We start from the raw sequence: 13,844 nt of genomic DNA, 5'->3' as shown, positions 1-13,844 counted from the left end.
TGGTTCATGCGGGTCAGGGCCCGGGCGCTAGAGCGGCTGCAGCAGTGCGCTCAGGTCGTCGAGGTCGTGCTGGCTGAGGATGCCGACGGCCTGCTTGAGCTTGAGACGGTTCAGCAGGTAGTCGTAGCGGGCCTGCAGGAAGTCGCGCTTGGCGGTGTAGAACAGCCGATAGGCGTCCATCACCTGCACCGGCGTGAACAGGCCTGACTTCAGGCCTTCCTCGCGTGCCTCCAGCGCGCTCTGCTGGGCCAGCACCGCCTTGCGCAGCGCGTCCACCGAGTCGAGGCTGGCGAGCACGCCGTTGAAGGCGCCGCGTGCCAGGCGCTCGCTGCGGCGCAGCTCCTGCTCCTGCTCGTTCTGCGCCTTGTCGCGCCGGGCATTCGCCTCGCGCACCAGCGAGTGGGTCATGCCGCCTTCGAACAGCGGGATGTTGACGCGCAGGCCGACCTCGGCATTGTTGTAGCGCTGGCCGCGCCCAAACAACGAGCCGCCGGTGTCCTGGCGCGAGGTGCTGGCGACCAGGTTGACGCTGGGCGCGTAGCCGGCCTTCTGGCGCTTGATCTCCAGCTCGGAGATCTGTACCGCCAGGCGGCGCGCCTGCAGGGCCAGGTTCTGCTCGACCGCGGCATTGACCCAGGGACCGGCCTCGGCGGGCATCGGCTCGGTGGGCGTGAAGTCGCCCTTGAAGCCGCCCAGCGCGGGCAGGTCCTCGCCGATGATCTCCTTGACGGCCAGGCGGGCGTCCTCGAGCCGGTTGCCGGCCTCGCGTTCGCGCGCCCGCGCCTGGCTGTGGCGGGCCTCGGCGTCGAACAGCTGGGTCACATTGCCCAGCCCGCTGGTCTTGCGCGCCTTGGCCAGCTCGTACTGGCGTTCGGTGGCCTGGCGTTCGGCGCGCGCCAGGTCCAGGCCGTCGTTGCCGGCCATCACATTGAGCATGCCGCTGGCAACGCGCAGGATCAGGTCCTGCTCGGCCGCCAGCAGGTTGAAGCGCGCCTGCTCGACCGAGATGCCGGCCTGGTTGTACTTGAACAGGGCCGGCGCGCGCAGCAGCGGCTGGGTGATGGTCAGCGACAGGTTGGAGCTGGGGTAGCGCGAGGCGCCGGTCGGGAAGCTGGGGTTGGAGGCGCGGTCGACCTCCTGGCGGATCGCCGACTTCTGGTAATCGATCGAGGCGGTCGGCAGCAGGCCGGCGCGCGCCTGCGGCACGGCCTGGGCGGCGATCTCGTAGTCGGCCCGGGCGGCCTGGTACTTGGGATCGCGCTCCAGCGCCTCGCGGTAGACCGCCAGCAGCGCGGTGTTCCTTTCCGAGGTGGCCAGTGGCGGCGTCTCGGGGTCGCGGCTCAGCATCAGCGGGCGCACCACCAGCAGCGGTGCGCGCGGGTCCAGGCGCTCGCCGCGTTGCGCGTAGGAGGTGGCGCCGCGCGCCGCGGGTTGCGCGCTGGCCAGGCTGCCCGCCTCGGCGGGCAGGCGCAGGCTCAGCGCATAGCGGGCATCGCCGGCGGCGCCGCGCGCCAGCAGCGGCGCCTTGCCGCTCAGGTCGAACACCAGCCGGGCCGAGCCCAGGCGGGTGGTCTCGACGCGCAGGCCGGCAATGCCGGGATGGGGCGAGACGAAACGTGCGGCGGCCTCGTGCACCTGCTCGGGCCGCCAGCCCAGCAGGTCCACCACCAGGCGCGCCGGCTCCTCCAACGCGTAGGACTGCAGCCGCGCCGCGGGCACGCCGGGCAGGGCCAGCTCGAGGCGCTGCTTGTCCAGGCTGGCCTCGATGCGCTCCAGCTGGGCCTCGGCGGCGGCGCCGACGCGGGCCTGCGCGACCGCGCGGTCGGCCGCCAGGCTGAGACGGATGCGGCCCTGGCCGTCGCGTACCTCGCCGGCGCTGTCGACCAGGTCGACCTCGTCCAGCAGCTGGAACTCCAAGCGCGGCACGCCGCCCTGGTTGCCGGCGCTGACGCGCGCGAACAGCGGCACCGGGCCGGCGCGGAAGCCCGCGGCCAGGCGCTCGACCGAGGCCGGCGAGGTGCCGGGCAGCTCGACCACCAGGCGCGCCGGCTGCTCCAGCACCGAGACCTCGGCCATCAGCTCGGCGCTGCCGCTCAGATGGATGTCCAGCAGGTCGTCGCGTGCGGCCAGGCGCAGCTCGCGCAGCTCCACCGCGGCGGCCTTGCTGGGCTGGCTCTGGCCCAGCACCAGCTCCCAGCGCGAGCGCCCGGCCCGGGCCGCGACGATGGTCTGGTCGATCAGCTCGAAGGCCGAGACCAGGTCGACCCAGACATAGGCCTCGTCCTGCGGCAGGTAGACGGCGCGCACGCCGCGCACCAGGCCGATCTCCTGGCGCAGACGCTGCACCAGCGCCTCGACCTCGGCGCGCGGCTGGCGGCGCAGGTCGATGCGCAGGGCCTGGCCCTGAGCCATCAGGCTCATCTGGGCCAGGCCACCCACCGGCGCCTCGATCTGCAGGCGCTGCAGGCCCGGCGAGGTCACCAGCAGGCTGGCCTCTAGCGCCCGCCCGCTTTCATCCGCCGCCATGGCCGGCGCGGACATTCCCCCCATGCACAGTGCCAGCGCGATATGAGCACCCAGCACGGCCACTTCCCTCGTTAGCTTCATCTTCGGTCCCAACCTTGCGACGTCCTACGGGCGGCGCCGGCCCTGTGTTCTGTTGTCGGGCGTCGATGGCGATCCGGCTCTCTAGGGCCCGCTCACCGCACGCATGCGGGCAGCTTAGGGGGAGGGTTTGCGGCGAATCTGAGCGTTTCTGAGCGCGGACGGGCGGTGCTTCGGAGCGGCCATGCGGCGGCCGGCCGCACCGGCCGACATCGGGTTTGTTTACGAAGATTTACAGAAAGATGGGCCGAGAAGGGCGCATGGTGGCGCTTTCAGCGCCGGCTGGCGCGATCGCCCGCCGTGGCATCCAGGGGGCTGAACCTGTGCCTTGCTTGCAACAAGGCGTGGAATTCAGCGGACAGTGCCCGGTGCGGCGGTCCGGGTGTCCCAGCCCTGCAGATGCCGCTCCGCCAGGCTCGTCAGCATGGCCATGCCGGCTGGGCTGTCGTTCAGGCAGGGGATGTAGCCGAAGTCCTGGCCGCCCTCGTGCAGGAAGGCCTCGCGCGCCTCCTGGGCGATCTCCTCCAGCGTTTCCAGGCAGTCGGCGCTGAAGCCGGGGCAGATCAGGTCGACCTTCTTCAGCCCGGCCCGGGCGCGCGCGCGCAGGGTGGGTTCGGTATAGGGCTCCAGCCACTTGGCCTTGCCGAAGCGGCTCTGGAAGGTGATCAGGTACTGCTCGGGCGCCAGGCCCAGGGCCTCGGCCAGCAGGCGGCCGGTCTCCAGGCATTCGCTGTGATACGGGTCGCCCAGGTCGCGGGTGCGCGCGGGCATGCCGTGAAAGCTCATCACCAGCAGCTCGGGTCGGCCGTTCTGGCGCCAATGGGCGCGCACGCTGTCGGCCAGCGCGGCGATATAGGCGGGCTCGTCGTGGTAATGGTTGATGAAACGCAGCTCGGGCAGGTGCCGGGTCTCGAGAGCCCAGCGCGCCACATCGTCGACCACGCTGGCGGTGGTGGCGGCGCAGTACTGCGGGTAGGCCGGCAGCACCAGCACGCGGGTGATGCCCTCGGCGCGCAGCCGGCTCAGCTCGGCGCCGATCGCCGGGTTGCCGTAGCGCATCGCGTAGCGCACCGTCAGGCGGTGGCCGCGCTCGCCCAGATAGCCCTGCAGCAGCTTGGCCTGCTTCTCGGTCCAGACCTTCAGCGGCGAGCCCTCGGGCTGCCAGATCGTCGCGTACTTGGCGGCCGACTTGGCCGGCCGCACGCGCAGGATGATGCCGTGCAGGATCAGCTGCCAGAGCAGCTTGGGGATCTCGACCACGCGCGGGTCGCTGAGGAACTGCGCGAGATAGCGGCGCGTGGCCGGCGCGGTGGGCGCATCCGGCGTGCCGAGGTTGCACAGGAGCAGGGCGGTGCTGGGGGCGGTAGCGCTGCTGCGGGTTTGGGGGGCTTCGGCTCGGTAGGGCATGCGGGATGAGGAAGGGGGCGGCGGCGTTGATCAGCCGCCGGTGCCGCGCGAGCGCCGGCCGCTGGAGCCGCTGCCCAGCGGTTCGGTGTCGGCGAAATGCAGCACCTCGAAGCGCACGGCCGGCGCGACCGCGTCGATCGGCGGGCTGCCCAGGCCGATCACGCCGCTGCCATGCAGGGTGCAGCTGCCACGGCGCAGGCTGAGGATCTCGCCGGCGGCGCCGAAGCGCACGAAGGTGCCGTTGTAGCTGAGGTCGGTCAGCGAGAAACTGCCGCCATGCCAGTCGATGCGTGCATGCGAGCGCGAGACGCGGCCGTCGGTGATGCAGTAGGTGGCCTGCACGCTGCGGCCCAGCACGATCGGCATATTGTCGATGTCGAACACGCGGTCCAGGTCCATCCAGATCAGGCGGATGCCGTCGGGCTCGGTGGCGGCATGGCGCACCTCGCCGAACTGGGTCGCGGCCACGTCGCCCTGGCTGGGCTTGTCCAGCACATGCACATGCACCGGCTCGGCCCGGCCGCGCACCGAGATCAGGTCCAGGCTGCGAAAGCGCGCCTTCAGGGTGCTGGGCAGGCCGGCCAGCACCTCGGCGGTGATCAGGGTCTCGTTGTCGCCGGCATGGTCCAGCAGGCGCGCCGCGACATTGACCGCGTCGCCGAAGCAGTCGCCGCCCATCTCGACCACCTCGCCGCGCGCCAGCGCCACCTGCATGCGCAAGGCGCGCAGGCCCGGCGAGGCGCCATGCTGCTTGCCGCGCGAGACGACGCGCTCCAGCAGCTCATGCATGCGGATGGCGGACTTGATGCCGTCGCGCGGGCCCTCGAACACGGCCATCAGGCCGTCGCCCAGGGTCTTGACCAGCTTGCCGCCGCATTCGTCCACCGCCTGGCCGATCAGGCCGACGGTGTGCGTGACCACCGAGGTGGCCTCGGCATTGCCCAGGGTCTCGAACAGCGCCGTGCTGCCGCGCAGGTCGGCAAAGAGCACGGTGCGTTCGCGGATGTCGGTCATGGGCGGGCGAGGCAGGCAGGCGTTTTGTGAAGGATTTCTCAGTGTAGCCGGCCGTCGCGCCGGTCGATCGCCGCATTAACGCGGAGAAACAAGGGTGCGGGCGCTGGGCGGCAAGAAAAAAGGGCCGGAGTTGCCTCCGGCCCTTGGGTCTTGCCTGTGAACCCGACTACAGGTTGTCCAGGTAGGTGCGGAGCTTGGGCTCGGCCTCGCCGCGCGAGTCAGGGCGCAGGCTCCGCATCACTCGTTGAACGAGTGATGCCGCCTCGCGGCGACAACGTCCTCGGCCAACCCTTACAGGTTGTCCAAATACGTGCGGAGCTTGTCCGAGCGGCTCGGGTGCTTCAGCTTGCGGATCGCCTTGGCCTCGATCTGGCGGATGCGCTCGCGGGTGACGTCGAACTGCTTGCCGACTTCTTCCAGCGTGTGGTCCGTGCTCATCTCGATGCCGAAGCGCATGCGCAGCACCTTGGCCTCACGCGGGGTCAGGCTGTCGAGGATGTCCTTCACCACATCGCGCAGGCCGGCCTGCATCGCGGCCTCGATCGGCGCGGTGTTGTTGGTGTCCTCGATGAAGTCGCCCAGGTGGCTGTCGTCGTCGTCCCCGATCGGCGTTTCCATGGAGATCGGCTCCTTGGCGATCTTCATGATCTTGCGGATCTTGTCCTCGGGGATCTCCATCTTCTCGGCCAGGGTCGGCGCGTCCGGCTCGAAGCCGAACTCCTGCAGATGCTGGCGCGAGATGCGGTTCATCTTGTTGATCGTCTCGATCATGTGCACCGGGATGCGGATCGTGCGGGCCTGGTCCGCGATCGAGCGGGTGATGGCCTGACGGATCCACCAGGTGGCGTAGGTCGAGAACTTGTAGCCGCGGCGGTATTCGAATTTGTCCACCGCCTTCATCAGGCCGATATTGCCTTCCTGGATCAGATCCAGGAACTGCAGGCCGCGGTTGGTGTACTTCTTCGCGATCGAGATCACCAGGCGCAGGTTGGCCTCGATCATTTCCTTCTTGGCGTCGCGCGAGGCCTTTTCGCCCTCGTTCATGCGCTTGTTGATGCCCTTCAGGTCCTCCAGCGGCACGACGGCGCGGGCCTGGATGTCGATCAGCTTCTGCTGCAGCTCCTGCACCGGCGGCAGGTTGCGGCCCAGCACCGCGGAGTAGGGCTTGCCGGCCGCCACTTCCTTCTCGGCCCATTGCAGGTTCAGTGCATTGGGCGGGAAGGTCTTGATGAAGTGCTCCTGCGGCATGCCGCACTTGTCGACCACGATCTTGCGCAGTTCGCGCTCGTAGCGGCGCACGTCGTCGACCTGCGAGCGCAGGATGTCGCACAGCTTCTCGATGGTCTTGACCGTGAAGCGGATCGTCATCAGCTCGCTGCTGATGGCGTGCTGCGCCTTGTCGTAGGAGGGCGAGCGGTAGCCGTCCTTCTCGAAGGCCTTGCGCATCTTGTCGAAGTTGACGGCCAGCGAGTCCAGCTTGACCAGGGCGGCGTTCTTCAGCTCTTCCAGCTTCTTGGTCAGGGCCTTGGAGCCGCCGTTGCCGTCGTCGTCGTCCTCTTCGTCGAACTCGTCGAAGTCTTCCTCGGCCACATAGTCGTCGGCCTCGTCGGCGGCGACGAAGCCGTCCACCACCTCGGAGATCTGCATCTCGCCGGCGCGGATCTTGGCCGAGAACTCAAGGATATGGGCGATCGTGGTCGGCGAGGCCGAGATGGCCAGCATCATGTCCTGCAGGCCGCCTTCGATGCGCTTGGCGATCTCGATCTCGCCCTCGCGGGTCAGCAGTTCCACCGTGCCCATCTCGCGCATGTACATGCGCACCGGGTCGGTCGTGCGGCCGAACTCGGAGTCGACGGTCGACAGCGCGGCTTCCGCGGCTTCTTCCGCTTCCTCTTCGGTCGCGGTGCTGGTGGTGTTGCCGGAGATCAGCAGGGTGGCCGCGTCGGGCGCCTGCTCATAGACGGCGATCCCCATGTCGTTCAGCATGGAGATGATGGCCTCGAGGATTTCCTCGCTGACCAGCTTCTCGGGCAGGTGGTCGTTGATTTCCTGATGGGTCAGGAAACCACGGGTCTTGCCCATCTTGATCAGGGTCTTCAGCTCCTGACGGCGCTTGGCGACTTCCTCTTCGGTCAGCGCGGTCTCGTCCAGTCCGAACTCGCGCATCAGCGCGCGCTCCTTGGCGCGGCTGACCTTCATGCGCAGCGGCTTGGCCTTGGGCTTGTCCTCGCTGACCTCCTCCACCTCGGCTTCGGCCTCGCCGTCGCCTTCCAGGTCCGCCTCGACGTCGGAGAAGTCCTCCTCGTCCTCTTCGGGCTTGGCCTTGGCCGACGCCTTCTGGCTGGTCGTCTCGGCCTTCGGCTTGCGGCCGCGCTTGGGCTTGTCCTCGGTGCCGGCGACCGCAGCAGCGGCCTTGGGCGCCTTTGTCACCTTGGCTGCCTTGGCGGCGGGCTTCTTGGTCGTTTCCTCAACCTCGGCGGGGCTGGCCTTCGCGGTCTTCTTGGCAGTCATGCAGGTCCTTGCGGTGGATTCAATCTGAGCTTGGCAATGCGGCAGCCACCCGGAGCCCCGTACATCGCAATCAAGCGAAGCGTGGCCCAGGTGGCTTTTCAAACGCCCGGTGCCGCTGGGGCGGCAGACCGGACGTGGCGCGTGCAAGCTGGCGTGAACGTTTGAAGATGCAGCGTATGGCGGTTAAAGGTGGCCTGATACCTCAATGGGTGCCCAGTTTCGCTGGGTGGCCGGGACCGGCATGATCGCTACCGTCACTCTTGACGCGCGCGAAAACCCTTAATTATCGTCAGATTTCGTCAAAAGGTCAAAAACCGGGTCGTTCAGACCGCGGCGGGCGTCTTCAGGTCGCGGATCTTGGCATTCAGCTCGCGCAGGCGCTCCAGCTCCGGCCCCTGCGGATTGCTGGCCACCAGGGCCCGTGACTCGGCCTCCAACTGCTCGATCAGGAGCTTCTTGACCAGCTGTTCCAGATCCTCGAACAGCGCCTCCTCCTCGGCATAGACGCTGCCGACCAGGGCGCTGGCCGCCTCCAGCAGGCCGTCCTCGGCCAGCGCGGCCTCCAGCGCCGACCAGGGGCCGGGGCCCTGGTTGACCAGGAAGCGCTCCAGCCAGGCGACCAGCTCGCCGTGGATGCCGGGCAGCTCGTGCAACAGCTGATGGTCTTGGTCGGACAGGCGCTCCCACCAGGCGCTGTTGAGCAGCAGCATGCGCAAGGTGTGATCGGCCCGGCCGACCGGCTGGCGGCGCGGCGTGCCGATGGTCTCGTCGGTCGGTTCGCCGCGGCGCTTCCAGTCGCCCTTGCCACCTGGCTTCCAGTCCTTCTTGGGTTTCCACTCGCCCTTGGGCTTCCATTCCTTGCGTGCCGGCGCCGCGGCCTGGACGCCGCCGGCGGGCAGCTCTTCCTCGTAGATCGGCATCTCGCCCGGCGGGATGTCGTAATCGGGCGGAGCCTCGGACAGGTAGCGCTCCGCGCCACCGCCCCCGCCGCCCTGGTGCGCGCGCGGCGCGCCGCCGGCCTGCCACAGGCCCATCAGCTCCTGGTCCGGCAGCTGGGCGCGCTTGGCCAGCTCGCCCAGCAGCTGGCGCTTCAGCAGGCCCTGGGGCAGGGCGTTCCACAGCGGTTTGGCATTGGCGAGGAAGCGCGCACGGCCCTCGGCGCTGTCCAGGTCGCAGCCGTCGGAGGCGGCCTCGACCAGCTGGCGCGACAGCGGCACCGCTTCGCCGACGCAGCGCTCGAAGGCCTCGGCGCCGAGCTCGCGCACATAGGAGTCGGGGTCATGCTCGGCCGGCAGGAACAGGAACTTGATCGTGCGGGTATCGCTGGCATGCGGCAGGGCGGCCTCCAACGCGCGACCGGCGGCGCGGCGGCCGGCGGCGTCGCCGTCGAAGCTGAACACCACCGATTCGGTGAAGCGGAACAGCTTCTGCACATGCTCGGCGGTGCAGGCCGTGCCCAGGGTCGCGACCGCATTGGCGAAGCCATGCTGGGCCAGCGCCACCACGTCCATATAGCCCTCGACCACCAGCGCATAGCCGCGCTGGCGCAGGCCCTGGCGGCCTTCGTAGAGGCCGTAGAGCTCGCGGCCCTTGCTGAACACCGGGGTCTCGGGCGAGTTCAGGTACTTGGGCTCGCCCTTGTCGAGGATGCGGCCGCCGAAACCGATGTACTCGCCCTGCACATTGCGGATCGGGAACATGACGCGGTCGCGGAAGCGGTCATAGCGCTTCTGCTCCTGCGTGCCCTCCTTGGCCTGGCTGATCACCATGCCGGACTCGGCCAGCAGCGGGTCGTCATAGCTCGGGAAGGCGCTGGCCAGGGTGCGCCAGCCCTCGGGCGCATAGCCGAGCGCGAAGCGGGCGGCGATCTGGCCGGTCAGGCCGCGGCGCTTCAGGTAGTCGATCGCGCGTGGGTTCTTCTTGAGCTGGGCGCGGTAATGGTCGCTGGCGCGGGCCAGCACGTCGGTCAGGGTGGCCTGGTGCGCCTTCTGCAGCTTGGCGCGCTCGCGCTCCTCGGCCGAGCGGTCGTCCTGCGGCACCTGCATGCCGGCCTGCTGGGCCAGGTCCTCGACCGCCTCGACGAAGCCGGCGCCGGTATGCTCCATCAGGAAGCCGATCGCATTGCCATGCACGCCGCAGCCGAAGCAATGGTAGGTCTGGCGGCTCGGGCTGACGGTGAAGCTGGGCGATTTCTCGCCGTGGAAGGGGCACAGGCCCTTGTGGTTGATGCCGGCCTTCTTCAGGTCGACATGGCGGCCCACCACCTCGACGATGTCGATGCGGGCGAGCAGATCTTGGATAAAGCCGGGTGGGATCACCGGCCACAGTCTAGTGGATGGCGCTCACCTCGGCGGCGTCCTGGCGTCCTGCCAGCACCGGCCGCGCCTCGAAGCGGGCCACCCAGTCGGCCAGTTCATCGGCCGCCATCGGCAGCGCGATGCCATTGCCCTGGCCCTGGTCGCAGCCCAGCGCCATCAGCGCGCGTGCATGCGAGGCGGTCTCGACGCCCTCAGCCACCACGCTGCAGCCGAAATGGCGCGCCAGGCCGATCACGCCCTCGACCAGCGCGCGGTCCTGGTCGTCGATCAGCATGTTCTGCACGAAGGAGCGATCGATCTTCAGCGTGTCGACCGGCAGGCGCTTCAGATAGGTCAGGGTGGAGTAGCCGGTGCCGAAATCGTCCAGCGCGAAGGACACGCCCAGCAGGCGGCAGCGCCGGATCAGGGCCTGGGTGGCCTCGATGTCGGCCAGCGCCGCCGATTCCAGCACCTCCAGCATCAGATGCTCGGCCAGCGGCGCGGCGGGATGGCGCGCCAGCAGCTCCTGCAGGCGCTGCGCGAAATCGTGGGTCTGCAGATGGCGCGCCGTCACATTGACGCTGACGCGCAGCGCCAGGCCTTGGGCCAGCCAGCGGCTGGATTGCTGCAGCGCCTGCTCGATCACCCAGTCGCCAACCCCTGCGGCCAGTCCGGTGCGCTCCAGCACCGGCAGGAAATGCGCCGGCGCCAGCAGGCCGCGCTCCGGATGCTGCCAGCGCAGCAGGGCCTCGGCACCGAGCACGCGGCCGCGCCGCATGTCCACCTTGGGCTGGTAGAACAGGCGCAGCTCGCCGGCGTCCAGCGCCTCCTGCATGCGGCCCAGCGCCATTGCCTGGGCCTCGTTGCGCGCACGCTTCTCGGTGTCGAACAGCTGGTGGCCGTTGCGGCCGGAGCGCTTGACGCGGTACAGCGCATGGGCGGCATGGCGCTGCAGGGTCTCGCCGTCCGACTGGTCGCGCGGGTAGAGCGTCGCGCCCAGGCTGGCGCCGATGTCCAGCGGCTCGGCCAGGCCTTCCAGGTGGTAGGGGGCGCGCAGCACATTGAGCAGGCGTTCCAGCGCGCGCTGCGCCTCCGCGGCGTCGCGGCAGCGCAGCAGCAGGCCGAACTCGTCGCCGCCCAGGCGCGCCAGGTCGTCCGACCATTCGCGTCCGCTGCGCAGCGCACCGCGCAGCCGCTCGGCCACCAGGCCCAGCAGGCGGTCGCCCAGGGCCCGGCCATGCCGCTCGTTGACGCGCTGGAAATGGTCCAGGTCCAGGCAGGCGATGCACAGCGTGAAGCCCTCGCGCTGGCTGCTCTGCAGCGCCTGCTCCAGGCGCAGGCGGAACTCGGCCTGGTTGGGCAGGCCGGTCAGTGGGTCGAAGGCCTGCTGCTGGTCCAGCCGGGCGCGCTGCTGCATCTGCTCGGTCAGGTCGCTGACCGTCAGCACCAGGTAGCGCGGCGGCCCGTCCGGCTCGGGGATTGCGGCCAGACTCAGCTGAAGGCTGCAGGGCCGGCCATCGTCGCGCTCGCCCTGCACCAGGCCCTGCCAGGTCTCGCCGGCCTGCACGGCCTGGCGCAGCCGCGCCGGATCATGGCCCGAGCGCCGCAGCATGGCCTCCGACAGCGGTGCGGCGACGCGGCCCTGCAGGGCCTCGCGCGGCCGGCCCATCAGCTGGCAATAGCTGGGGCTGGCGTCCAGCACCTGATGGTTCAGATCGGTGACCACCAGGCCCTCGTGCACCTGCTGGAACAGCGCGACGCTCATGCGCTGGCGCTCCTCGGCCACCCGCTGCGCGGAGATGTCGCTCAGGGTGGCGAACAGGCGCTGGGCGCGGCCGTCGCGCCGGCGCGCCTCGGCCCGCAGGCGCAGCTCGAACCAGCGCCAGTCGCCCTGGCCCGGCGGGCGCAGCCGCAGCGGCTCGCGCAGCTCGTCCAGCGCCGCGTTGCGGCATAAAGCCTCCAGCCGTGGCTGCAGCCGCGCGCGGTCCAGCGGATGGGCCTGCTGGCCGAGCCAGCCCGCGGGTCCGCCCTGTGCCGGCAGCGGCCCGGCCAGGCTCAGCCATTGCGGCGAGGCGCTGGCCTGTGCGCGGCCGAGGTCCCAGCGCGCCAGGCCGATACCCGCCAGCGCCAGCTCGGGCGGCCAGGCGGCGGCGCGCGGCGCGAACAGGCGCTGCAGCAGGGGTAGGAAGGGCATGGTGAGCGGCATGGGGCTCGATGGGGCGGCCGGTGGGGCCAGGCGAGGCCGCCGATATTAGCCGCGAGCTCCGCGGGGCGATATCGCGGGCGCCCCCTGCAGTTGGGGTGCTCCGAAACCCGCGCCGGCAGGAATGAAAAAGGCCGCCCGAGGGCGGCCGATGTATTGCATGAAGATGCCGGGGGCCGATCAGCGCATCGGGAGGATTCGATGCTGCGCCCGGCTCGGAATCGTCAAACGTGGAAATCGTCCAGCTTGGCGCCGCCGGCAATGGCCGCCTTCAGCCATTTGGGTTGCAGGCCGCGGCCACTCCAGGTTTCCCCGGTGGCCTGGTTGCGATATTTGACCGCCACCTTGGAGACCTTGCCGGCCTTGGGCGTGCGGCTGCTCAGGTCGGCCAGGGTCAGGCCATGGTCGGACATCAGGCTCTTGACCTTGGCAATCGCATCGGCGCGCTCGCGATCCTTGGTTTGGGCAATTTGCTCGTCAAGCGCGGCCCGCTGGGCCAAAAGGTCTTTGAGAGATGATGCCATCGTTGCAAATCCTCACTGGTTTCAGGTTCAAGCGTCACCGCCAGGCATTAAGTGGCGGTCTCGGAAACTCCCTGGCGAGGATTATGCGCAGATAAATCGGATCGTTGCAATATTCCCGCCAGGACCCGCGAACGGACCTTGGCGGATATTGATGCGGGCCTGCGACAAAAACAAACCCGCATCCAGGGGGCAGGCTTTATTTGAAGCCGGCCTTGTCCAGCAGCTGCTGCACCTTGGGCAGATTGGCGCCCACCGCGGAAACCGGGATGGTTTCGCTCTTGAACGCGCCCATCGCTTCCAGCGCGGGATTGGGTACCTTCACGCCCGGCACCGTCGGCCATTCGTTATTGCCGTTGGCGAAATAGATTTGCGCCTCCGGCGAGCTGAGGTACTCGAGGAACTTGATGGCGTTTTCGCGATGCTTGGCATGCTTGGCCATCGCACCGCCGGCGATATTCATATGCGTGCCCCAGCTCTGCTGGTTCGGGAACACCACGCCCAGGCGCTCGACCACGGCGCGGTCCTCGGGCTTGTCCGAGCGCATCAGGCGGGCCAGGTAATAGCTGTTGGTTACCGCGATCTGGCATTCGCCGCTGGCGGCCGCCTTGATCTGGTCGGTATCGCCACCCTTGGGCGCGCGCGCCATATTCGCGACGATGCCCTTCAGCCAGGCCTCGGTGCGTTCGGCGCCGATATGCTCGTACATCGCGCCGAACAGCGACAGGTTATAGGGGTGCGAGCCGCTGCGCAGGCAGACCTTGCCCTTGTTCTTCGGGTCGGCCAGTTCCTCGTAGGTGTCGACGTCGTCCTTCTTGACGCTCAGCTTGTTGTAGACCACGACGCGGGCGCGGGTCGAGAAGCCGAACCAGTCGGAGCCCTGGCCCTTGTCGGTGGAGCGCAGATGCGCCGGGATGCGCTGTTCCAGCACGGCCGACTTGACCGGCGCGAACAGGCCGTCGTTCTCGGCCTGCCACAGGCGGGCGGCGTCGACCAGCAGGACCACGTCGGCGGGGCTGGAGGCACCTTCGCTCTTCAGGCGGGCGACCAGGCCGGCGTCATCGGTATCGACGCGGTTGATGCGGATGCCGGTGGCCTTGGTGAAATTGCTGTAAAGCGCCTCGTCGGTCTGGTAGTGGCGTGCCGAATAGAGATTCAGCACCTGTTCCTGGGCCAGCGCGGTGCCGGCCAGACCCGCCAGCAGACCGCTGGCGACGAGGGTTTTGACGAGACGGGAAATTCGCATGGGGTCTCCAAGCCATCAAGAAGAAGGTGGCCTGGAGTTTA

8 protein-coding genes are annotated in these 13,844 nt (G+C 69.1%); all 8 read right to left on the bottom strand.

Annotated elements, in window-relative coordinates:
- Positions 1-27 precede the first annotated feature (27 nt).
- Positions 28-2,526, bottom strand: a complete 2,499-nt coding sequence (locus G8A07_RS19265; protein WP_195793604.1) for a TolC family outer membrane protein — start codon at positions 2,524-2,526, stop codon at positions 28-30.
- A gap of 429 nt (positions 2,527-2,955) precedes the next feature.
- Complete coding sequence (gene hemH / locus G8A07_RS19260; protein ID WP_195793603.1) at positions 2,956-4,011, bottom strand: ferrochelatase; 1,056 nt, start codon at positions 4,009-4,011, stop codon at positions 2,956-2,958.
- Between the two features lie 30 nt (positions 4,012-4,041).
- Entirely contained in the window at positions 4,042-5,025 is a 984-nt protein-coding gene (locus tag G8A07_RS19255) for an adenylate/guanylate cyclase domain-containing protein (protein WP_195793602.1), read from the bottom strand.
- Positions 5,026-5,316: 291 nt separating this feature from the next.
- On the bottom strand, positions 5,317-7,536 hold the full coding sequence (gene rpoD / locus G8A07_RS19250; RefSeq protein WP_195793601.1) for an RNA polymerase sigma factor RpoD: 2,220 nt from the start codon (positions 7,534-7,536) through the stop codon (positions 5,317-5,319).
- Between the two features lie 323 nt (positions 7,537-7,859).
- Positions 7,860-9,854, bottom strand: a complete 1,995-nt coding sequence (dnaG, locus tag G8A07_RS19245; protein WP_195793600.1) for a DNA primase — start codon at positions 9,852-9,854, stop codon at positions 7,860-7,862.
- Between the two features lie 10 nt (positions 9,855-9,864).
- A complete protein-coding gene (locus G8A07_RS19240) occupies positions 9,865-12,027 on the bottom strand; it encodes a bifunctional diguanylate cyclase/phosphodiesterase (RefSeq protein WP_195793599.1) in 2,163 nt (720 codons plus the stop codon).
- Between the two features lie 233 nt (positions 12,028-12,260).
- Complete coding sequence (locus G8A07_RS19235) at positions 12,261-12,560, bottom strand: H-NS family nucleoid-associated regulatory protein (RefSeq protein WP_195793598.1); 300 nt, start codon at positions 12,558-12,560, stop codon at positions 12,261-12,263.
- A 196-nt stretch (positions 12,561-12,756) separates the two neighbouring features.
- Positions 12,757-13,803 (bottom strand): Fe(3+) ABC transporter substrate-binding protein, encoded by a 1,047-nt coding sequence (locus G8A07_RS19230; protein WP_195793597.1) that lies wholly within the window; start codon positions 13,801-13,803, stop codon positions 12,757-12,759.
- Positions 13,804-13,844: the final 41 nt, after the last annotated feature.

Origin of the sequence: Roseateles sp. DAIF2, from assembly GCF_015624425.1 — a bacterium.
Taxonomy (GTDB): Bacteria; Pseudomonadota; Gammaproteobacteria; order Burkholderiales; family Burkholderiaceae_C; genus Kinneretia.
The sequence above is the reverse complement of the archived record's forward strand: the minus strand, read 5'-3'. Positions and strand labels throughout refer to the sequence as shown.